The sequence below is a fragment of the Paraburkholderia metrosideri genome (assembly GCF_904848625.1).
GTDB lineage: Bacteria > Pseudomonadota > Gammaproteobacteria > Burkholderiales > Burkholderiaceae > Paraburkholderia > Paraburkholderia metrosideri.
Genome location: NZ_CAJHCP010000001.1, coordinates 1 through 20,254 on the forward strand (window position 1 = coordinate 1; position 20,254 = coordinate 20,254).

The following is a 20,254-nucleotide window of genomic DNA, read 5'->3' on the forward strand; positions in this document are numbered from 1 at the left end:
ACCAACACAACCAACACAACCAACACAACCAACACAACCAACACAACCAACACAACCAACACAACCAACACAACCAACACAACCAACACAACCAACACAACCAACACAACCAACACAACCCAACCCGCCGGACCTTCCAACGCCCAACAATCCCTAGCCTTCCCTGACACCCCTTTACCTACCCAGCCGCGCCCCATCTGGATGCTCGACAAACCTCTACGCCTGATGGTGCGCGATCAGCGTCCGGTCTATCGTCGGCCGTTAAAAATGCTGACCCGCACCGAGCGGATCGAAGCGGGTTGGTGGGACGGCGATATCGTCGAGCGCGATTACTACGTTGCCGCTGACGATCGTGGCCACATGTTCTGGGTGTATCGCGAGCGCACGAAAGGTGAATGGTATTTGCAGGGCCTGTTCGGTTGAACACGATGAAAACTTCTCATCCATCGCCACTGGCTCAGCAGACGTCGACCGCTCACTTGCCGCCGTACGCAGAGTTGCATTGCCTGACTAATTTCACCTTCCTGCGTGGCGCTTCGCATCCGTATGAGTTGGTCGAGCAGGCCATGTCGCGTGGCTACAGCGCGCTCGCGATCACTGACGAATGCTCGTTGGCGGGTGTCGTGCGAGCTCACGTCAGGCTGAAAGAAATCAGAGATGAGCGGGAGCGTCAGCAGACAGAACGCGAGAAGGCAAAAGTCGCCGAAGTTGCAGACATCGCAGAAGCACAGGCATCCCCGGAAAACCTTAAGGAAGCCGCAACCCCACAAGAACAAACAACAAAAACCCAGGCAAAAAGCGAAGCAGAAACTCAACCCGAAGCCCAGCCGGAACCACAGGAATCCCAGGAACCCGACCCCTCCAAACCCATCCCTCAACTCATTATCGGCAGCGAACTCAATCTGACCGATGAACACGGCGAGCCTTTCTGCACGCTGGTGGCGTTAGCCACCAACCGCAACGGTTACGGCAACCTCTCCGAGTTGATCACGCTGGCGCGATCGCGCGCGGACAAAGGCAGCTACCGTCTCAGCCCATCAGACTTTACCGATTCACTACCGCATCTGGCGCATCTGAAAACGTTGCCCGATTGCGTGTTGCTCCTCGTGCCGCAGCGTACCGCGACGCTCTCGCACACGTTGCGTTGCGCGCACTGGCTTGCATCGTTCGCGACAGGGCGGGCGTGGGTCGCACTCGAGCTGTGGCAAACCGGCAGCGACGATCTTCAGATCGACGCGTTGCGAATGATTTCACAAGCGAGCGGCTTGCCTCTGGTCGCAGCGGGTGGCGTGCTCATGCACACGCGCTCCCGCAAGCCTCTCCAGGACACGATGACCGCGATCGGGCTCGTCACGCCACTGTCGGCATGCGGCTACGCGCTCGAAGCGAACGCGGAGCGGCACATGCGCACGCGTGTTCGGCTTGGCAAGCTGTATCCACGGGACACACTCGAAGAAACGTTGCGTATCGCTGCGCTCTGTCATTTTTCGCTCAACGAGCTCGCGTACGAGTATCCGGAAGAACTGGTGCCCGCCAGTGAGTCACCGTCGAGCTATCTGCGCAAGCTGGTCATGGCGGGTGCCATGGAACGTTGGCCGAAAGGCCTGGACCTGAAGCGGATCGGCCAGATCGAGAAAGAGTTGAGCCTGATCGCTGATCTGGAATACGAAAAGTATTTTCTGACGGTGCACGATATCGTGAGTTTCGCGCGCTCCAGAAACATCCTGTGCCAGGGGCGAGGGTCGGCGGCGAACTCGATTGTCTGCTACTGCCTGCATGTCACGGAAATCGATCCGATCAGCATGAACATGCTGATCGAGCGATTCATCTCTCGCGCGCGCAACGAACCGCCTGATATCGACGTCGACTTCGAGCATCAGCGTCGCGAGGAGGTGATTCAATATATTTACACGAGGTACGGTCGTCATCGGGCGGCGTTGACGGCATCGCTGATTACTTACCACACCCGCAGTGCGCTGAAAGATGTCGGCAAGGCGCTGGGCCTCGAGGCGTCGCTGATCGAGCGCATCAGCAAGTCGCAGCAATGGTGGGATGGTCCGGATGCGGTTGCCAGTTATCTGGCTGAAGCAGGCTTCGACGCCAGTTCTCACATCACAAAGTATCTGATTCGTCTCACGAACGAGTTGCGCACTTTTCCGCGCCATCTGTCGCAACACGTCGGTGGTTTCGTGATTGCGAAAGACAAGCTGTCGAGGCTTGTGCCGATCGAAAACGCGACGATGAAAGACCGCAGCGTGATTGAGTGGGACAAGGACGATATCGACGCGCTCAAGCTGCTGAAAGTCGACGTGCTCGCACTCGGCATGTTGTCCGCGATTCGACGCGCACTGGAATTTGTCGCGTTAAGGCGCGGGTTTCCGGTGTTCAGAATGCAGGACATTCCGCGCGAAGATCGCGGCGTCTATGAGATGTGTGGTCACGCCGACACGATCGGTGTGTTCCAGATCGAATCGCGTGCGCAGCAAAGCATGCTACCGCGCCTGAAGCCGAAAGAGTATTACGACCTGGTGATCGAAGTGGCGATCGTGCGGCCCGGGCCGATTCAGGGTGGCATGGTGCATCCTTATCTGCGTCGCAAGCAAGGTCTGGAGCCGATCGATTACGCGAAAGACGAATTGCGGCCCGTGCTCGAACGCACTCTCGGCGTACCGATTTTCCAGGAGCAGGTCATGCATCTGGCGATGGTCGCGGCGAAATATACCGGCGAGCAGGCCGATGAATTGCGACGTGCAATGGCCGCGTGGCGCAGAAGTGGCAATCTTGCGAAGTATCAGAAAGATTTGAGCGACCGCATGCGCGCGCGCGGTTATGAGCAGGAGTTTATCGACCGTATCTGCAGCCAGATCGAAGGCTTTGGCGAGTACGGGTTTCCGGAAAGCCATGCGGCGAGCTTCGCGTTGCTGGTCTATCTCAGCGCATGGTTGAAGCGCTATGAGCCGGCCGCTTTTCTGGCGGGTTTGCTGAACAGTCAGCCGCTGGGTTTCTATTCGCCTTCGCAACTCGTGCAGGATGCGAAACGCCACGGCGTCAAGGTGTTACCGCCCGACGTGACACACAGCGATTGGGAGTCGACTTTCGAACAGCGCGAATGTGAAGGGCGGCGGATTTCGCCGGCGCAGACATGTTTGCGTCGTCAGCAGGCGGTGTTGTCAGCGCAGCAATTGCGCGATCTGTCTTTGCGGCGATTGTCGGTGAGCCGGACGATCCGGGGGGCGGCAAAACGATTGGCCGCACGCATTTATCAGCCGTCGAATACGTATGGTTTGCGCGGTCCCGCTGTACGCCTCGGTCTGCATCTGATCAAAGGGCTCGCGCAAGAGGCGGTCGCGCGCATCATGGCAGCCCGCAAAGATGCACAGTTTTCCAATGTCGACGATCTGGCGCGTCGGGCCGCGTTGACGCGACGCGATCTGGAAGCGCTGGCCGCGGCGAATGCGCTGGTCGGTATCGCTGGGCATCGGCGGGAGGCGTGGTGGGCGGTGAGTGCGCAACACATCGTGCCGAAGCTGCTGCGTGACGCGCCGATTACCGAAGCGCCGCTGGCGTTGCCGCAGGCAACTGAAAGCCGCGAGATCGTCGACGACTACGCAAGTATCGGCTTGACGCTCAATCGTCATCCGCTCGCGCTGTTGCGGGCACGTCTTGCGCAGCAGCGTTTTCGCACCGCGGCTCAGCTAGCCGACGGCCGCCACGGCGCGCTGGTGCGTGCATGCGGCATCGTCACCGTGCGGCAGCGCCCAGGCACGGCGAACGGCACCGTGTTTGTTTCTATCGAAGACGAGACCGGTTCGGTCAACGTGATCGTCTGGCCTTCGCTGGTGGAAAAGCAGCGCAAGGCGCTGCTGGGCTCAACGCTGCTAGCGGTGTATGGCGTTTTGCAACGCGACGACGGTGTGGCCACCGGCGGTGACAACGCCGATAACAAAGCGAGAACAAACAGGCAGCAGAACCAGGGCGAGGTGGTCCATCTTGTCGCGCACCGCCTCGAAGATCTCAGCGAATGGCTCGGCGAACTGGCCACGACGAGCCGCGATTTTCATTGATGGCCGGTTGACTGGCTGACCGGCGTCAGGTGGCCAGCGTCTCACCTCGCCACGGAAACGCGGCCAGTACCTGCCGGATTGCCGTATCGAACGGCGTGCGACGGCCGATCCCGAGCGCCTCTAGCTGGCCTGAGGCCAGATGGCAGTTGTGCGGGCGCGGCGTCGCATCGGTCGGCGTGTGTTGCGGCGTCAGGTGTGCATCGAGTTGCAATGCGTCGGCAAGGCGCACGGCGATGTCGTATTTGGTCATGGGTTCGTCGCCCGACCATTGGACGATGCCGCGAATCGTCTCGCCGCGTGCATGTCGTTCGAGCATCTGCCGGATCACAAACGCGACGTCCGGCGTGAAGGTCGGATAGCGGATCGCCCACGCGTCCATGACGGCGGGCTTGCCATTCGTGACATTCGTGTCACCCGTTCCATGCGCGGAAGCCGATGCAGCAATCGCCGGCACGAGGCTGGTCACAGCCGATTCCGCCCAGCTCACGATAGGTCCATACAGTAATGGCAAACGCAACACGCAGCCCAGGCTGGTCGTTTCGATCAGCGCACGTTCGCCGTCGAGTTTGCTGTGCCCGTATGCATTGAGCGGCGCAGGTGTGGAGTCGTGCGCGTAAGGCGGGTGGGTGCCGTCGAACACATAGTCGGTGGAAATGGACAACGTCCACGCGCCACGCCGGCTTGCCGCTGCGGCAAGCACTCGCACCGCGTCGACATTCAATGCGCGGGCCAGCGCTGGATCATGCTCGCATACATCCGGACGACGCTCTGCCGCCGCAATCACCAGCGCGTCTGGTGCCACATGTTCGACAAACTGCTCGACTGCTTGTGCGTCGCGAATATCCAGTGGAATCGTATTCGGACCCGGCCGGCTAAACGACGTAGCAACGACTTGCCAATCAGCCTGCCGCGCAAGTTCGTTCACCAGCGCGCGACCAAGCAACCCGGATGCGCCGATCACAGCAACTTTGAACATGGTCGGGGCTCGCTTAGCGGGTTACGTTGCCAGTCAGACCGCTCGCCGTTCCGCTTGCTGCGGACTTGACCGTGTAGCCGGCTTCGTCGATCGCAGCTTTCAGCGCGTCGACCGATTGCGTGGAGTCGACCAGGACGCGGCCGGACGCGAGATCCACCTGGACCTGCGCGGCGTCGTCGTGCTCGCGAATCGCGTTGGTGACGGCGGCGACGCAATGCTGGCAACTCATGCCTTCTACGTGGAATTCGATGGTCATCGGGATTGCCTCGGGAAAAATCAATATGGCGATGGTTGAATTATGCCTGCTGATCTGTATTTGAGTAGATGACCTTCCCATCATAGGAAGGTGTACGATCGATTCACTTTGTGAGGAAAAGTCATGAATATCGGCGAAGCGGCTCGCATGTCGGGTGTCACGGCGAAGATGATTCGCTACTACGAAAGTGTGGGTTTGCTGGCGGCGAAGGCGCGTACGAGCGCAGGCTACCGTGTGTATGGACCGCAGGAAGTCCATTCGCTGCGCTTTATCCGCCAGGCTCGGCGGCTGGGCTTTCTGGTTGAGGATATTCGACGGCTGCTCGCGCTGTGGCACGACCGGTCGCGTGCAAGCGCCGAAGTCAAAGGAATTGCGCTGGAACACGTGGCAGAACTGGATCGCCGCATCGCCGAGTTGACCGACATGCGCGACACGCTCGCCCATCTTGCGGACCATTGCCATGGAGACGACCGACCCGATTGTCCGATTATCGAACGGCTCGCCGATACGGATTCTGCTTCGGAGAAACCGGGCTGTCATGCCGGTTGAGCTCGATGCGGAAGAGTGGGTGCAACCTTTTGAAGACAATTGGCGCAACCGGCGGCCATTTGCACCGTTATAGTGCGTAAAAGCGTAGGGCAACTTCGACAGGCGCAAAAAAATGCGTACGGAATCGTGTGAAATCAACAGCTTGAATGCACCACGGAAGTGCATCATTCCAAAACGGAATGCACGTCATTCGGGCATTTCACTAGCAAGGTTGCACCTTCGGGTTATAATCCGGGTTAACCCTTTTACGGGAAATCCCTGATGTCCAACTTCACCGGGGATTCAATCTGATCCTTGGAGAACATCATGTTTGCGTACATTCTTGAAAAGCTGAGCACGTGGTTTGAAACTGCAGAACGTAACCGTCGTGAAGCGTATCTGGCTTCGTCGTCGGATATCGTCCAACTCGAACAGCGTATCCGCTCGCTCGAAAGCAACGGCTACTCGCTGTAAGCTGCAGTTGCGTCATGCTGGACCCGGCAGCGTCTGTCGCGCGGCCATTGCAGTAAAGCGTCAAGCCCCGTCAAAAAGCGGGGCTTTGTCACATCTGGACCTCTGAATCTCGCTTTTGAGGCGTCCAAAAGCTAGTCCTGGCGAATCTCGACTAGCCGCGCGGCTCACACCGGGGTAAGGTAAAGCGTTGCACGAGCAATCCGGCATCTTCAAATCAACCGGTCCGCCTATGCCTTCTGTCCGCCCGCTCAAATCCAATCTGGCCGTGGCCGCTCTGGCTGCGTTGACGACAATGCTTGTCGGGTCGACGGCATTCGCCGCGTCGGATAACACCCGCAGGCCGGTCATCCTCGATTCGCAAGGCGGCATTTACGACGGTCAGGGCGGCACCATGCTCCAGACTGGCCCGCTCTCGCGGGAGCCGATCGTAGGCGCACAGCCTATCGCCGCACCCGCCGAGCTGGCGCCTCCAGATTCGTCGACACCCATGGTCGTCGCGCCGTATATCCAGCTTCCCGTGGGTGGTGGCTCAATGCCGCGACCGCAACCGCAGCCACGTCCGATTCTCCGCCCGCAATAAGAATTCGCAGCGCGCGTTCCTCCCGCAATTCTGTTCTGTTCCATTTCTGTCAAAGCTTCTCCGGCACGCCGGCCGCCCGGTCGTCGGGCGCTCGTGCATTCGCACTTGAGGTGAACTGCCGCGTGCCATTGGGGTTTCGGCGAATGGCCTGTCCGGGATCGTCCGACGACAATCGTTGCGCGGCCTTTCGCTGGCGATCCGCGTCATGCGTATCGTGTAGCGCCGTCGCATCGAATAAAAAGGACCAAGGAGAGATTGGATGCACGCTGACTGGATGCGCCGTGCCACAAGCGTCTGCGTGGCGCTGCTCGTGCTTGCTGCCGTCGCGCTACCCGGCGCCGCGCACGCTAAGGACACCCCGGAAACGCCTGAGTTGACCCTGGCCGTCGGTGGCTTGCCCGGTCTTTACTATTTGCCGGTACTTGCCGCGCAACAACTGGGCTACTTCAAGGAGGAGGGGCTGGACGTTACGCTCGAAGATTTTGCGGGCGGATCGAAAGCGCTGGAAGCGGTGGTGGGCGGCAGTGCCGAGGTAGGCGCCGGCGCGTTCGAACACACATTGTTCATGCAGGAGAAAGGGCAACACTACCGTGCGTTCGTTCTGATGGGCCGCGCGCCGCAGATCGTGGTCGCGGTACTGAAGTCGAAAGCCGATCAGCTCAAGACGCTGGCTGACTTCAAAGGTGCCAAAGTCGGCGTGAGCGCGCCGGGTTCGTCGACGGATCTCGTTCTTACCGTGGCCTTGCGCAAAGCCGGCGTGCAGCGCAACGAGATCTCGGCGATCGGCGTTGGCAGCGGCGCCACGGTGATGGCCGCGGTGAGCGGCGGCCGGATCGACGCGCTCTCCAATGTCGATCCGATGATGACCAAACTCACGCGCAGCGGCGCAATCAAGGTGCTGATCGATACGCGGACGGTGAAGGGCACGCAGGATGTGTTCGGCGGAACGATGCCTGCGGCGACGCTCTATGCGTCAGATGAGTTCATCCAGAAGAATCCGAAGACGACGCAGGCACTAGCCAACGCGATCGTGCACGCGAACCGCTGGCTGCAGACCGCGAGCGACGCTGATTTGCTGAAGATGGTGCCGCCAGCCTATTTGCTCAACGATTCGGCGCTGTATGTCGAGGCATTCCACAACGTGCGTGACGCCTATTCGCCGGATGGATTGATGCCGGCAGACGGGCCCGCGACTTCGTTGCGAGCGTTAGCGTCGTTTGATAGCCGGCTGGACGCGAAGAAGATCGATCTGAACGCGACTTATACGAATGACTTTGCCCAGAAAGCCGCGGCGCAGTTCAAGTAGACGGAGGAGCAGGCAGCGTTGAGCGCCGAACTCCTCTGCAACGTCAATCGCCGCGATATTCCACTGTGAATTCCGCAGCCTTGTCTTCGCCGAGCGCCTTAACCAGCCAGGGCATCTGCTCCTTCAGCGTTTTCGCGAGCGTATAAGGCGGGTTCAGAATGAACATGCCGCTGCCGAAAAGCCCGAAGCCGTCTGCCGGCGGGTTGCTGACGGTCAGGCTCACATGGAGCCAGTTACGCGCCTGCAGTTTCTTCAACTGCTCAGGAAAGCGCTGCGATTCCGGACGTCTCACCTGCGGATACCAGACTGCATAAGTGCCGGTCGGAAAGCGCTTCAGACTTTCTTCGACACAGCGCAGCGTGCGCGTGTAATCGCGTTTGTCTTCATAGGACGGATCGAGCAGCACCAGCGCGCGGCGCGGCGCCGGCGGCAGCAACGTGATAATGCCGTCGAAGCCATCGCCCGCGAACAGCATCGCGCGACGACCCGCATCGCGGAAATTGTGGCGCAGTACGTCGATTTCGGTGGTGTGCAGCTCGAACAGCCGCATGCGGTCCTGCTCGCGCAATTGCCGCCATGCGATATACGGCGAGCCGGGATAAAAGCGCAACTGGCCGTCTGGGTTCAGCGCACTGACTTCCTCGATGTAGTCGGCGAAGATCGGCGGCAGATCGTTGCGTTCCCACAGTTTGGCAATGCCGGTCTGGAACTCGCCGGTCTTGATCGCGAAGCCTTCCTTCAGCGAGTAAACGCCGGCGCCCGCATGCGTGTCGATATACCAGTAGGCTTTGTCCTTCTGGCCGAGGTAGCGCAAGAGCTGCAATACGACGGCGTGTTTCAGAACGTCGGCGTGATTGCCTGCATGAAAGGCGTGGCGGTAGCTGAGCATGATGAGGAGACGCTGAAAGAGACCATGCCGGTCCGGACGGATACGGCGGTGCGGTGCAAGGCGGCTGCGCAACGGACAAACAGTGCCGGTGCGCAGCGCGGTCGCGTATTGTACGCGACGCCGCGATGCGCTTTGCGGGAAGTTCCTCCTGAAGATAGTTCTTGCGATCCATCTTCAGATCCGCGTAGCACCACGCCGTTGCCGCAGGCAGTCATGCTACGCGCTCTCACGCAGGTCCGGTCAGTCGTACAGGTCGCCGATGATGTCTTCGATCTGCTTCTTGATCTCCGGCGTAATGCGTTGCGCGACCTCAGCCGATTTCATGTTCTCACCGATCTGCTCGACCCGCGACGCACCCGTGATCACCGTGCTGACGTTCGGATTCTTCAGGATCCAGCCAATCGCGAGTTGACCAATCGTGCAGCCCAATTCGTCCGCCACGGCGCCGAGCTTGCCGACCACGTTGTTCTTGCCCGCGTCGGTGACCATATTGCGCAGCCAGTCGTAGCCCTGCAATTGCGCGCGGCTGTCGGCCGGCACGCCGTCGCGGTATTTGCCGGTCAGCAGGCCGGACGCCAGCGGGCTCCACGTGGTCAAGCCGAGGCCGATGTCCTCGTAAAGCCGCTTGTATTCTTCTTCGACGCGCTTGCGATTAAACAGGTTGTATTGCGGCTGCTCCATCACCGGCTTGTGCAGATGGTGCCGTTCGGCGATGTCGTATGCGGCGCGGATTTCGTCGGCGCTCCATTCGGAGGTGCCCCAGTACAGCGCCTTGCCGCGCGTGATCATGTCGCTCATCGCCCAGACGGTTTCTTCGATCGGCGTGTTCGGATCAGGACGGTGGCAGAACGCCAGGTCGACGTAATCGAGTTGCAGCCGTTTGAGCGAAGCGTCGATCGCGTTCAGCAGGTATTTGCGGTTCAGCGTGTGGTACTGGTTCGGCGCTTCCGTGAGACCCCAGAAGAATTTCGTCGATACCACATAGCTCACGCGCGGCCATGCCAGTTCCTTCAGCGCCTGACCCATGATTTCTTCGGATTTGCCGCCGGCATAGGCCTCGGCGTTGTCGAAGAAATTGACGCCGGCGTCGCGCGCGGCGGCGAGCGATTCACGCGCCGCGTGAGTGTCCACCTGGCTGCCGTAGGTGACCCACGAGCCGATGGACAGTTCGCTGACTTGCAGGCCGGAGCGGCCCAGACGTCGATAATTCATGCATGCCTCCTTGTTGTTGATGTCACGGGAATTTCACCGAAAACGTCCAGTTTAAAGAGATATGGCGCGATGTGCGTTTTACCTATGGAGTTCACAGGGTTCATGCACAATAGCAGCGTTGGCCGCAATGCAGCATTCGGCTGGATGGCCTATGCCGTTTGGCTGACTTCACGGCGCTTGCGGCCCGTGGTTTCATTGCTCATCAACTGCATGGAGGTTCTGGATGTCGTCTACGAACATGAATCTGAATGGCAAGGTCGCCGTGGTGACTGGCGCCGCAAGCGGCATCGGCAAACAGATTGCGCTGACCCTTTCAGCGGCGGGCGCAGCGGTTGCGATCGCCGACCTGAATCAGGACGGCGCGAACGCCGTGGCTGCGGAAATCACGAAAGGCGGCGGTAAGGCGATCGGCGTGGCCATGGACGTCACGAGCGAAGAAGCCGTCAATCAGGGTATCGACAAGGTCGCGGCTGAACTGGGCTCGGTCGACATTCTCATTTCGAACGCCGGCATCCAGATCGTTAATCCAATCGAAAACTACTCGTTTTCCGACTGGAAGAAAATGCAGGCTATTCACGTGGACGGTGCGTTCCTGACCACGAAGGCCGCGCTCAAGCATATGTACAAGGACGACCGCGGCGGCATTGTGATCTACATGGGTTCGGTCCATTCGCACGAAGCGTCGCCGCTGAAGTCCGCGTACGTGACGGCGAAACACGCGCTGCTCGGCCTCGCTCGCGTGCTGGCGAAAGAAGGCGCGAAGCACAACGTGCGCTCGCATGTGGTGTGTCCGGGTTTCGTGCGCACGCCGCTCGTCGACAAGCAGATTCCCGAACAGGCAAAGGAACTTGGCATCAGCGAGGAAGACGTGATCAAGCGCGTGATGCTGGGCGGCACGGTGGACGGCGTTTTCACCACAGTGGAAGACGTCGCGCAGACGGTGCTGTTCCTCTCCACCTTCCCGACGGCGGCGCTGACCGGCCAGTCCTTTATTGTGAGCCACGGCTGGTACATGCAATAAGGAGCCACCCATGGCGCAACGCAATCTCAAGCGGGCGCGCGTGGGCGCGCCCGGCGACGGGGAAGGCGAGGGCGCAGGGCCGGCCACCGCTGCACGCCCGGGCCGGCACCTCCATTTGCCTAACTACGAAACCGTCGCACTGATGCTGCAAGGCGGCGGCGCATTGGGCGCCTATCAGGCTGGCGTCTTTCAGGGACTTGACGAAGCGGGCATCGCGCCGAACTGGCTCGCCGGCATTTCGATTGGCGCGTTGAACACGGCGATCATTGCCGGCAATCCGCCTGGAAAACGCGTCGAACGGCTGCTGCAATTCTGGGAGACGATTTGCCAGCCGGCATTCGGGCCGCCGTTGCCGGCGTTCATCGAACACGCGCTGTTCAACTCCAGTGATGCCGTGCGCAAGGCGTTCACGGCAACGCAGGCAATGGGCGCGATCGTCGAAGGACAGAAAGGCTTTTTCGTGCCGCGCTTTCCGCCGCCGTTGCCCACGGTGTCCGGGCCGCCGCAACAGGCCAGCTACTACGACACCACGCCGTTAAAGGCCACGCTCGAAGCGTTTTGCGATTTCGACCGGATCAACTCGAAGGAAATGCGCGTGTCGGTGGGGGCGGTCAATTGCGGTACCGGCAATTTTGCGTACTTCGACAACACCCACACCACGCTGAGGCCCGAGCATTTCATGGCGTCAGGGGCGTTGCCGCCGGGCTTCGCGGCAGTTGAAATCGACGGCCAGTTTTACTGGGACGGCGGTTTGATGTCGAATACGCCGCTCTACGAGGTGATTCAGTCCACGCCGCGTCGCGACACGCTCGCGTTCCAGGTCGATCTGTGGAGCGCGATCGGACCGGTGCCTGACAACATCACCGACGTTCAGGGGCGTATGAAAGACATTCAGTATTCGAGCCGTACGCGCCTCGTGACCGATATGCTGCAACGATCACAACGGTTCCGCCACGTGCTGCGCGAAGTGCTGGACCGTGTGCCCGCTGAAGGACGCGACGACCCGTGGTGCAAACTGGCCGAAGATCTCGCGTGCTCGAAGCGCTACAACGTGATCCACCTCATCTACCGGCACAAGGAGTACGAGGGGCATTACAAGGACTTCCAGTTTGGTCTGTCGACCATGCGTGAACATTGGCAAAGTGGGCTGGACGATATCCGCCATTCGCTTGCGCATCCTGATTGGCTCGATATGCCTGATAACGACGCAGGCTTCGTCACGCACGACATTCATCGCGATTCGCGTTGAAGCCGCGCTTGCCAAAACCGCCTGCGAAGTCCGGCCAATAAAAAACGGCGCCCTTTCGTCAGAAAGGGCGCCGCTTTCACAAGCATTTCTAGCAGAGCAGGCGACGAACGCCTCCTGCCCAAGCTCAATTACTTCAACACGTGAGCAATCGCGTTGGCGACCACGTCGAGGTTGCGCGTGTTCAACGCAGCCACGCAGATACGGCCCGTGCCCACCGCGTAGATGCCGAACTCTTCACGCAGACGGTCCACTTGCGCGCCCGTCAAACCGGAGTACGAGAACATGCCGCGTTGTGCGTTCACGAAGCTGAAGTCGCGATCCACGCCGCTTGCCTTCAGACGCTCGACCAGACCATTGCGCATTGCGCGGATACGGTCGCGCATTTCGCCCAGTTCCGCTTCCCACGTTGCGCGCAGTTCCGGCGAAGCCAGCACCGCTGCGACCACCGAGCCGCCGTGCGTGGGCGGGTTCGAGTAGTTCGTGCGGATCACGCGCTTCAGTTGCGACAGCACGCGTGTCGATTCTTCCTTGCTCGCGGTGATGATCGACAGTGCGCCGATACGTTCGCCGTACAGCGAGAACGACTTTGAGAACGACGACGAAACGAATACGTTCAGTTCCGATGCCGCGAACAGACGCACGGCTGCTGCGTCCGCTTCGATGTTGTCGCCGAAACCCTGATAGGCGATGTCGAGGAACGGCACGAGATTGCGCGCCTTCACGACCTCGACGATCTGCTTCCATTGATCGACCGAGAGGTCGACGCCGGTCGGGTTGTGGCAGCAAGCGTGCAGCACGACAACCGTGCCGGCCGCGTAACTGTTCAACGCGCTCAGCATGCCGTCGAAGTTCACGCCGTGCGTTGCCGCTTCGTAGTACGGGTACGACACGACTTCGAAACCGGCGCCTTCGAACAGCGCGCGGTGGTTTTCCCAGCTCGGATCGCTGATCGCGACCTTGCCATTCGGGTTCAGACGCTTCAGAAAGTCTGCGCCGATTTTCAGCGCGCCCGTGCCGCCCAGCGCCTGCGCCGTCACGACGCGGCCAGCCGCGAGCAGCGGCGAGTCGTTGCCGAGCAGCAGCGTTTGCACGGCTGCATCGTAAGCGGCGATGCCTTCGATCGGCAGATAACCGCGCGGCAGCGCGGCTTCGACGCGGGCCTTTTCAGCATCGCGGACAGCGCGCAGCAGCGGAATCTTGCCTTCTTCGTTGAAATACACGCCAACGCCCAAGTTGACCTTGGTGGGACGCGCATCGGCGTTGAAGGCTTCGTTCAGGCCCAGAATCGGGTCGCGGGGAGCAAGTTCGACGGCGGAGAACAGAGACATGATGGATGGGCAGCAGTAGTGAAAAGAGGGCGGCTTCGAGCGCGAGCGGCCCGGCCTGGCGCGTATGACGCAGAACGCGGATCAGGTGATGGACAGCGGCGGGCGAGCGCAACTTCGCATTGTAACGAATCCGCGGGCATTTTTAGGACGCCAAGGCTCGCAACAGGGGATTATTTGCTTGAAAAACAGGCACTCCGGCGTCATGTGGATGGAGCCGGTCAGCGTGGAAAGCGCCCGGCGAAGCCGTTGCACGGCGCTCGACCGTGGCCTGGGTGCGCGGCGCAACGACTCGAAAACGTCCTGAAAACGACCCGAAAACCGTGAGCTAAAAGCGACGGACTGTTTTTTCAAAGGGGCGGAAGCGGCGTCTCGCCTCAGGTGGCGGCAAGCCCACCGGAGGCGCCTGAAAACCTGCACGAGCCACCCCGATCCACGCGCAAGCTCGACCCAATGCGCGTTTCCCGCAACCCGTTAGAATGGTCCTTTGCCCAAGGCCGGTGCCGTCCCCCATGTCCGAACAACATCTGACTGAAGTCGAAGACACGCTCGACGAATCGAAATTCGCCACGTTCGAAGGCTCGCCGTTCCAGTTGTACCAACCGTACCTGCCCGCCGGCGATCAGCCGACGGCGATCGAGACGCTCGTCGAAGGGGTCGAGGACGGTCTCGCGTTCCAGACGCTGCTCGGTGTGACGGGGTCCGGCAAGACTTTCACGATGGCGAACACGATCGCGCGTCTCGGCCGTCCTGCCATTGTGTTCGCGCCGAACAAGACGCTCGCCGCGCAGCTCTATTCCGAGTTTCGCGAGTTTTTCCCGCGCAACGCGGTCGAGTACTTCGTGTCGTACTACGACTATTACCAGCCGGAAGCGTATGTGCCGCAGCGCGACCTGTTCATCGAAAAGGACTCGTCGATCAACGAGCACATCGAGCAGATGCGGCTGTCGGCCACCAAGAGCCTGATGGAACGGCGCGACGTGGTGATCGTCGCCACGGTGTCGGCGATCTACGGTATCGGCAACCCGTCCGAATACCATCAGATGATCCTGACGCTGCGTACCGGCGACAAACTGGGCCAGCGCGACGTCATCGCGCGGCTGATCGCGATGCAGTACAACCGCAACGAAGCCGATTTCCAGCGCGGCTCGTTCCGTGTGCGGGGCGATACGATCGATATTTTCCCGGCAGAGCACGCCGAGATGGCGGTGCGCGTCGAACTCTTCGACGACGAGGTCGACACGCTGCAACTGTTCGATCCACTCACTGGCCGCGTGCGCCAGAAGATTCCGCGTTTCACGGTCTATCCGTCGTCGCACTATGTGACGCCGCGCGACACCGTGGTGCGCGCGGTCGAAACGATCAAGAACGAGTTGCGCGAGCGGCTCGAGTTCTTCTATAGCGGCGGAAAACTCGTCGAAGCGCAGCGGCTCGAACAGCGCACGCGTTTCGATCTGGAAATGCTTCAGGAGCTGGGTTTCTGCAAGGGCATCGAAAACTATTCGCGGCACTTTTCCGGCGCGGCCCCGGGTGAGCCGCCGCCTACGCTGGTCGATTACCTGCCGTCGGACGCGATCATGATGCTCGATGAATCGCACGTGCTGATCGGTCAGTTGAACGGCATGTACAACGGCGACCGGGCGCGTAAAGAGAATCTGGTCGACTATGGTTTTCGCCTGCCATCCGCGCTCGACAACCGTCCGCTCAAGTTCAACGAGTTCGAGCGCAAGATGCGCCAGGTCGTGTTCGTGTCGGCCACGCCCGCTGATTACGAAAAGAAGACCGCCGGTCAGGTCGCGGAGCAACTGGTGCGGCCAACCGGCCTCGTCGATCCGGAAATCGAGGTACGACCCGCACGCACTCAGGTCGACGACGTGCTTGGCGAGATCAACGAGCGCGTCAAGGTGGGCGACCGCGTGCTGGTCACCGTGCTGACCAAGCGCATGGCCGAACAGCTAACCGAGTTTCTGGCCGACCACGGCGTCAAGGTGCGTTACCTGCATAGCGATATCGACACGGTCGAGCGGGTCGAGATCATCCGCGATCTGCGTCTCGGCACCTTCGACGTGCTGGTCGGGATCAACCTGCTGCGCGAAGGGCTGGATATTCCCGAAGTGTCGCTGGTCGCGATTCTCGACTCGGACAAGGAAGGCTTCCTGCGTGCCGAACGCTCGCTGATCCAGACCATCGGCCGGGCGGCGCGGAACGTGAACGGCAAGGCGATTCTGTACGCGGACAGGATCACGGATTCAATGCGCCGCGCGATCGACGAAACCGAGCGGCGGCGTGCCAAGCAGATCGCGTTCAACCTGGAGAACGGCATTACGCCGCGCGGCGTGGTCAAGCGGATTCGCGACATTATCGACGGCGTGTACAACGTCGACGACGCGCGCGCCGAACTCAAGGAGCAGCAGACCCGCGCGAAATTCGAGGACATGTCCGAGAGGCAACTCGCCAAGGAACTGAAGCGCCTCGAAAAGCAGATGATGGAGCACGCCAAAAATCTCGAATTCGAAAAGGCCGCGCAGACCCGCGACCAGTTGGCGTTGCTGCGCCAACGCGTGTTTGGCGCGAACGTCGGCGATCACATTTCCGGGGTCTAAGACGTTTTTCTCATTGGGGCGTGGCTATGTGCCGCGCCCCGTCAATTGCAGACGGCGAGCGGCCAGACGCGATCGCCTCCTCTGTCTTAAGCGCTTACCCGCGCCATTCCTTAAAACACCCTTAAGACCCTTTCGCGACAAGGATTGGGGCGTTCCGCAATTTGTCGTCCCTGGAGATCAATGATAAACTCCGTCAATATTGAGAATGGTTCGCATTAACGTTTCCGTTTATGCGGTTTGCGGACGGTCGATCGCCCGTTGAGGCCGGTGGAACCCGCTGCGCGCAGACATGCGCGACCAACTGTTCCAATGGGTTTGATCCAGTCTGATAAAAACAAGGAGTTTCAATGCGAATTTCTTCAGTGGTGCGCGGTGGCGCAGCAGCCGTTGCCGCAATGGCAGCGTTGTCGGCGACGGCGGCGGAATACCCGATCGCCAAACAGCAGATTCACGGCGGCATGGAAATCGGTGTCGTCTATCTGCAGCCGATCACGATGGAACCGGAAGGCATGATGCGCAAGGCGTCGGATTCGGACATTCACCTCGAAACCGACATCCACGCAGTCAAGAACAACCCGACCGGGTTCGCTGAAGGCGACTGGATGCCGTATCTGCAAGTGCACTACGAGCTGAACAAGGTCGGCTCGAAGAACGTGCAGAAGGGCGACCTGATGCCGATGGTCGCCAACGACGGCCCGCACTACGGTGACAACGTGAAGCTGGAAGGCCCGGGCAAGTATCACCTGAAGATGATCGTGGAACCGCCGATGCAGATGGGCCACATGGCTTTCGGCCGCCACGTCGACAAGGAAACCGGCGTGGGTCCGTGGTTCAAGCCGATCACGCTCGAGTATGACTTCCCGTTCGCCGGCATCGGCAAGAAGGGTGGCTACTGATCGCTGCCAGGCGCGCGGTGCGTCGTCGCTCCTTAAAAGCGGCAGTGAGGCATCGGCAGGTCAGTGATTGAGTCAATGCAGCAGGCGGCGCGCAGGCGATCAGACCCGGCGCGCCGCGTTTTCCGGAAGGGCTAATGAGAATCAACCGAAAGATCGCGATGTTGGCCGCCACGGCTTTGCTGGCTGGCGCAGCTCACGCAGCGGACCTGCCGACCTTCAAGCTGGAAATGAACGACGGCAAGCTGAATCCGGCTCGCATCGAAGTACCGTCGGGCAAGCGTATCAAGATCGAAGTGCGCAATGTCGGCAAGGGTGCGGCCGAATTCGAAAGCGTGCAGTTGCGTAAAGAAACGGTGTTGGCGCCGGGCGCCGAATCGTTCGTCGTGATTGCTCCTCTGGAGCCGGGCGAATACAAGTTTTTCGACGATTTCCACCAGCAGGCGCAGGGCGTAATCGTCGCGAAGTAATCGTCTGAACGCACGCGCCGGCCCTGCAGAGGCGGCGCGTTCGCCAGGCAGTAGAAGGATCGAAGGGAGAGCTTGAATGGGTCAGATTCTGTTCGTCGTATGGCGGGAAAGTGTCGAGGCGTTGCTGGTCGTCGGCATCCTGTACGCGTGGTTGAAAAATGGCGACGACGATGCGCGGCGCGGTTTGCCTTACCTGTGGGGTGGCGTGGCGGCCGGTTTGGTCGCGGCGGTGGCGCTGGGCGCCGCGCTGGTCGGTTTCACCGAAGTGCTGTCGGGCGACGCGCAGGATTATTTCCAGACCGCGATGGTGCTGGTCGCCTGCGTGCTGATCGTGCAGATGGTGCTGTGGATGAAGCAGCACGGCCGCACCCTCAAGCGTGACATGGAACAGTCGCTGCAGAAGAGCAAGCGCGACTCGAACTGGTGGGGCGTCGCGTTGCTGGTCGCTCTCGCGATTGCACGCGAAGGCAGCGAAACAGTGATCTTCCTGTACGGCCTCGGATTCGGTCAGTCGGGTCATGTGGGCGGCAGCCAGATGCTTGCCGTCGCGCTCGGCCTCGGCCTCGCATTCCTGACTTTCTACGTGCTGCAACTGGGCGGCAAGATCTTCTCGTGGCGGCTGTTTTTCCGCGTCACCGAAATCATGCTGCTGTTCCTCGGCGCGGGCCTGTTCCAGACCGGCGTCGACAAGCTGATCGACAAGGAAATCCTGCCGACCATCATCGACCAGGTATGGAATTCGTCGGCGCTCCTCGATGACTCCAGCACCGTCGGTTCACTGATCTCGACGCTGACCGGCTATCGCGCCCATCCGGCGCTGATGAACCTGATTGCCTACGCGGTCTACTGGGCGGTCGTCTACCTGCTGGTGCGCCGGGCCAACCGAAAAAACAGCAAGCCGGCGCAGCAGGCGGCAGGGCGCGCAGCATGAGCACCGTCATGACCCGTCCGGGCCGCCTCGCGGCGGCTGGGCAGTGGATGCAGCGGCACGGCGCCGTGATCCGCGGCATTCAATGGGTCGTGGTCGCGGTGTATGCGTTTCTGATCATCGTCCCGGTGCTGATGCCGCTGCCGGACGATACCGCGCATCTATGGAACAACCTGACGCTCGCCGCGCAGTTCGTGTTCTGGGGCATCTGGTGGCCGTTCGTGCTGCTGTCGATGGTGATGCTCGGCCGCGTCTGGTGCGGCGTGCTGTGTCCGGAAGGCGCGCTCGCCGAGTTCGCCAGTAAATTCGGCCGCGGCCGGGCGATTCCGCGCTGGATGCGCTGGGGTGGCTGGCCGTTCGTCGCGTTCGGCATCACCACGATCTACGGTCAGATGGTGAGCGTCTACCAGTATCCGAAAGCGGTGCTGCTGGTGCTGGGCGGGTCGACCTTCGCGGCGATCATCATCGGCTTGTTATACGGCCGGGAGAAACGCGTCTGGTGCAAATATCTGTGCCCCGTCAACGGGGTTTTTTCGCTTCTGGCGCGGCTCGCGCCGTTTCACTACAAGGTCGATGAAGACGCGTGGCGCCGCTCGTACAAGAACGGCGAGCATGGGCATCGCGTGATCCCGATCAATTGCGCGCCACTGGTGCCGTTACGCAACATGAAGGGCGCATCGGACTGCCATATGTGCGGCCGTTGCAGCGGACACCGCGACGCGATTGCGTTGACCTGGCGCAAGCCGTCGTCGGAAGTGGTGCAGCTTGGCGACAAGCAGGCCAATGCGTGGGACACCGCGTTGATCCTGTACGGTCTGCTCGGCATCGCGATTGGCGCATTCCACTGGACCGCTTCGCGCTGGTTCGTCGACCTGAAGATGTTCTTCGCCGGCTGGCTGGTCGATCACAACATTCTCTGGCCGCTCGACACCAACGCGCCGTGGTTCCTGTTCACGCACTATCCCGAACAGAACGACGTGTTTTCGTGGCTCGACGGCACGATGGTGATCGGCTACATCCTCGCGACCGCGCTGGTGTACGGCACGACATTGCTGGTATTGCTGGCGGGCGCGACGCGTATGCTCGGGCGCTTCAACACCGTGCGTTTGCATCATCTGACGCAGGCATTGATTCCGATTGCAGGCACCGGCGTGTTCCTCGGCCTGTCCGCTACGACGTTGTCGTTGCTGCGCGCCGAGCACGTGTCGCTGTGGTGGGCGTCGGACATGCGCATTGCGATTCTGGCGATTGCCAACCTGTGGAGCGCGTGGCTCGCGTGGCTGGTCACCCATCGTTATAGCGAGCGATTCATTCAACGCGGTATTGCGATGGTGTGGTTCGTTGCGGCATTGGCGGTAGTCGATAGCGCGTGGTGGTTGATGTTCTGGGGCTGGTCGTCGAAGTAACGCCCAAGCTTTTCGCCGACCTTGGCGCTGCATAAAAAAAGCCGTGGAGATGATCCCACGGCTTTTCATTTTCT

17 protein-coding genes and 1 pseudogene are annotated in these 20,254 nt (G+C 60.6%); 13 read left to right on the top strand and 5 right to left on the bottom strand.

Annotated elements, in window-relative coordinates:
• A pseudogene (locus LMG28727_RS33940) lies at window positions 1-423 on the top strand (Y-family DNA polymerase); the annotation flags it as partial.
• A gap of 5 nt (window positions 424-428) precedes the next feature.
• On the top strand, window positions 429-4,064 hold the full coding sequence (locus LMG28727_RS00010; RefSeq protein WP_201640261.1) for an error-prone DNA polymerase: 3,636 nt from the start codon (window positions 429-431) through the stop codon (window positions 4,062-4,064).
• 25 nt (window positions 4,065-4,089) lie between these two features.
• On the opposite strand, the gene LMG28727_RS00015 is transcribed toward LMG28727_RS00010, so the two are convergent.
• Together LMG28727_RS00015 and LMG28727_RS00020 are read right to left on the bottom strand one after the other, a co-directional pair.
• A complete protein-coding gene (locus tag LMG28727_RS00015; RefSeq protein ID WP_201640262.1) occupies window positions 4,090-5,040 on the bottom strand; it encodes a dTDP-4-dehydrorhamnose reductase family protein in 951 nt (316 codons plus the stop codon).
• Between the two features lie 13 nt (window positions 5,041-5,053).
• Window positions 5,054-5,296, bottom strand: coding sequence for a heavy-metal-associated domain-containing protein (locus LMG28727_RS00020; protein ID WP_201640263.1), 243 nt, complete (start codon window positions 5,294-5,296; stop codon window positions 5,054-5,056).
• A 123-nt stretch (window positions 5,297-5,419) separates the two neighbouring features.
• On the opposite strand from LMG28727_RS00020, the gene cueR reads away from it, so the two are divergent.
• The 4 genes from cueR to LMG28727_RS00040 all read left to right on the top strand — a co-directional run bounded on the left by cueR (window position 5,420) and on the right by LMG28727_RS00040 (window position 8,184).
• A complete protein-coding gene (gene cueR, locus LMG28727_RS00025; RefSeq protein ID WP_201640264.1) occupies window positions 5,420-5,845 on the top strand; it encodes a Cu(I)-responsive transcriptional regulator in 426 nt (141 codons plus the stop codon).
• A 306-nt stretch (window positions 5,846-6,151) separates the two neighbouring features.
• A complete protein-coding gene (locus tag LMG28727_RS00030) occupies window positions 6,152-6,298 on the top strand; it encodes a DUF3563 family protein (RefSeq protein WP_201640265.1) in 147 nt (48 codons plus the stop codon).
• A gap of 229 nt (window positions 6,299-6,527) precedes the next feature.
• Entirely contained in the window at window positions 6,528-6,878 is a 351-nt protein-coding gene (locus LMG28727_RS00035) for a hypothetical protein (RefSeq protein ID WP_201640266.1), read from the top strand.
• A gap of 259 nt (window positions 6,879-7,137) precedes the next feature.
• Window positions 7,138-8,184 (top strand): ABC transporter substrate-binding protein, encoded by a 1,047-nt coding sequence (locus LMG28727_RS00040; RefSeq protein ID WP_201640267.1) that lies wholly within the window; start codon window positions 7,138-7,140, stop codon window positions 8,182-8,184.
• 43 nt (window positions 8,185-8,227) lie between these two features.
• On the opposite strand, the gene LMG28727_RS00045 is transcribed toward LMG28727_RS00040, so the two are convergent.
• Both LMG28727_RS00045 and LMG28727_RS00050 read right to left on the bottom strand, forming a co-directional pair.
• Entirely contained in the window at window positions 8,228-9,073 is an 846-nt protein-coding gene (locus tag LMG28727_RS00045; protein ID WP_201640268.1) for a 23S rRNA (adenine(2030)-N(6))-methyltransferase RlmJ, read from the bottom strand.
• A 240-nt stretch (window positions 9,074-9,313) separates the two neighbouring features.
• Window positions 9,314-10,285, bottom strand: a complete 972-nt coding sequence (locus tag LMG28727_RS00050) for a potassium channel beta subunit family protein (RefSeq protein WP_201640269.1) — start codon at window positions 10,283-10,285, stop codon at window positions 9,314-9,316.
• A 223-nt stretch (window positions 10,286-10,508) separates the two neighbouring features.
• Between LMG28727_RS00050 and LMG28727_RS00055 the strand changes: the two genes are divergently transcribed.
• Both LMG28727_RS00055 and LMG28727_RS00060 read left to right on the top strand, forming a co-directional pair.
• Window positions 10,509-11,306: a 3-hydroxybutyrate dehydrogenase gene (locus tag LMG28727_RS00055; protein WP_201640270.1), complete on the top strand. Its 798-nt coding sequence runs from the start codon at window positions 10,509-10,511 to the stop codon at window positions 11,304-11,306.
• Between the two features lie 10 nt (window positions 11,307-11,316).
• The gene (locus LMG28727_RS00060) at window positions 11,317-12,555 is read left to right on the top strand and encodes a DUF3734 domain-containing protein (protein WP_201640271.1); all 1,239 of its coding nucleotides are present in this window, start codon (window positions 11,317-11,319) and stop codon (window positions 12,553-12,555) included.
• Between the two features lie 128 nt (window positions 12,556-12,683).
• Here LMG28727_RS00060 and LMG28727_RS00065 read toward each other — a convergent pair whose 3' ends face one another.
• Window positions 12,684-13,883: an amino acid aminotransferase gene (locus LMG28727_RS00065; protein ID WP_201640272.1), complete on the bottom strand. Its 1,200-nt coding sequence runs from the start codon at window positions 13,881-13,883 to the stop codon at window positions 12,684-12,686.
• Window positions 13,884-14,392: 509 nt separating this feature from the next.
• On the opposite strand from LMG28727_RS00065, the gene uvrB reads away from it, so the two are divergent.
• The 5 genes from uvrB (at window position 14,393) to LMG28727_RS00090 (ending at window position 20,180) form a co-directional block, all read left to right on the top strand.
• Window positions 14,393-16,483 (top strand): excinuclease ABC subunit UvrB, encoded by a 2,091-nt coding sequence (gene uvrB / locus LMG28727_RS00070; protein ID WP_201640273.1) that lies wholly within the window; start codon window positions 14,393-14,395, stop codon window positions 16,481-16,483.
• A 347-nt stretch (window positions 16,484-16,830) separates the two neighbouring features.
• The gene (locus tag LMG28727_RS00075; RefSeq protein WP_201640274.1) at window positions 16,831-17,379 is read left to right on the top strand and encodes an iron transporter; all 549 of its coding nucleotides are present in this window, start codon (window positions 16,831-16,833) and stop codon (window positions 17,377-17,379) included.
• A gap of 134 nt (window positions 17,380-17,513) precedes the next feature.
• Window positions 17,514-17,846 carry a cupredoxin domain-containing protein gene (locus tag LMG28727_RS00080; RefSeq protein WP_201640275.1) on the top strand — a complete coding sequence of 111 codons (333 nt, stop codon included), beginning with the start codon at window positions 17,514-17,516 and terminating at the stop codon, window positions 17,844-17,846.
• Window positions 17,847-17,922: 76 nt separating this feature from the next.
• Window positions 17,923-18,777, top strand: a complete 855-nt coding sequence (locus LMG28727_RS00085) for an FTR1 family iron permease (RefSeq protein WP_201640276.1) — start codon at window positions 17,923-17,925, stop codon at window positions 18,775-18,777.
• Entirely contained in the window at window positions 18,774-20,180 is a 1,407-nt protein-coding gene (locus LMG28727_RS00090; protein ID WP_201640277.1) for a 4Fe-4S binding protein, read from the top strand. Before LMG28727_RS00085 ends, LMG28727_RS00090 begins: the two co-directional genes overlap by 4 nt.
• Window positions 20,181-20,254: the final 74 nt, after the last annotated feature.

Bases quoted from the DNA above. Each gene is read 5' to 3' on its own strand.
- LMG28727_RS00010 (WP_201640261.1), top strand. From the start codon at position 429: ATGAAAACTTCTCATCCATCGCCACTGGCTCAGCAGACGTCGACCGCT.
- LMG28727_RS00015 (WP_201640262.1), bottom strand. From the start codon at position 5,040: ATGTTCAAAGTTGCTGTGATCGGCGCATCCGGGTTGCTTGGTCGCGCG.
- LMG28727_RS00020 (WP_201640263.1), bottom strand. From the start codon at position 5,296: ATGACCATCGAATTCCACGTAGAAGGCATGAGTTGCCAGCATTGCGTC.
- cueR (WP_201640264.1), top strand. From the start codon at position 5,420: ATGAATATCGGCGAAGCGGCTCGCATGTCGGGTGTCACGGCGAAGATG.
- LMG28727_RS00030 (WP_201640265.1), top strand. From the start codon at position 6,152: ATGTTTGCGTACATTCTTGAAAAGCTGAGCACGTGGTTTGAAACTGCA.
- LMG28727_RS00035 (WP_201640266.1), top strand. From the start codon at position 6,528: ATGCCTTCTGTCCGCCCGCTCAAATCCAATCTGGCCGTGGCCGCTCTG.
- LMG28727_RS00040 (WP_201640267.1), top strand. From the start codon at position 7,138: ATGCACGCTGACTGGATGCGCCGTGCCACAAGCGTCTGCGTGGCGCTG.
- LMG28727_RS00045 (WP_201640268.1), bottom strand. From the start codon at position 9,073: ATGCTCAGCTACCGCCACGCCTTTCATGCAGGCAATCACGCCGACGTT.
- LMG28727_RS00050 (WP_201640269.1), bottom strand. From the start codon at position 10,285: ATGAATTATCGACGTCTGGGCCGCTCCGGCCTGCAAGTCAGCGAACTG.
- LMG28727_RS00055 (WP_201640270.1), top strand. From the start codon at position 10,509: ATGTCGTCTACGAACATGAATCTGAATGGCAAGGTCGCCGTGGTGACT.
- LMG28727_RS00060 (WP_201640271.1), top strand. From the start codon at position 11,317: ATGGCGCAACGCAATCTCAAGCGGGCGCGCGTGGGCGCGCCCGGCGAC.
- LMG28727_RS00065 (WP_201640272.1), bottom strand. From the start codon at position 13,883: ATGTCTCTGTTCTCCGCCGTCGAACTTGCTCCCCGCGACCCGATTCTG.
- uvrB (WP_201640273.1), top strand. From the start codon at position 14,393: ATGTCCGAACAACATCTGACTGAAGTCGAAGACACGCTCGACGAATCG.
- LMG28727_RS00075 (WP_201640274.1), top strand. From the start codon at position 16,831: ATGCGAATTTCTTCAGTGGTGCGCGGTGGCGCAGCAGCCGTTGCCGCA.
- LMG28727_RS00080 (WP_201640275.1), top strand. From the start codon at position 17,514: ATGAGAATCAACCGAAAGATCGCGATGTTGGCCGCCACGGCTTTGCTG.
- LMG28727_RS00085 (WP_201640276.1), top strand. From the start codon at position 17,923: ATGGGTCAGATTCTGTTCGTCGTATGGCGGGAAAGTGTCGAGGCGTTG.
- LMG28727_RS00090 (WP_201640277.1), top strand. From the start codon at position 18,774: ATGAGCACCGTCATGACCCGTCCGGGCCGCCTCGCGGCGGCTGGGCAG.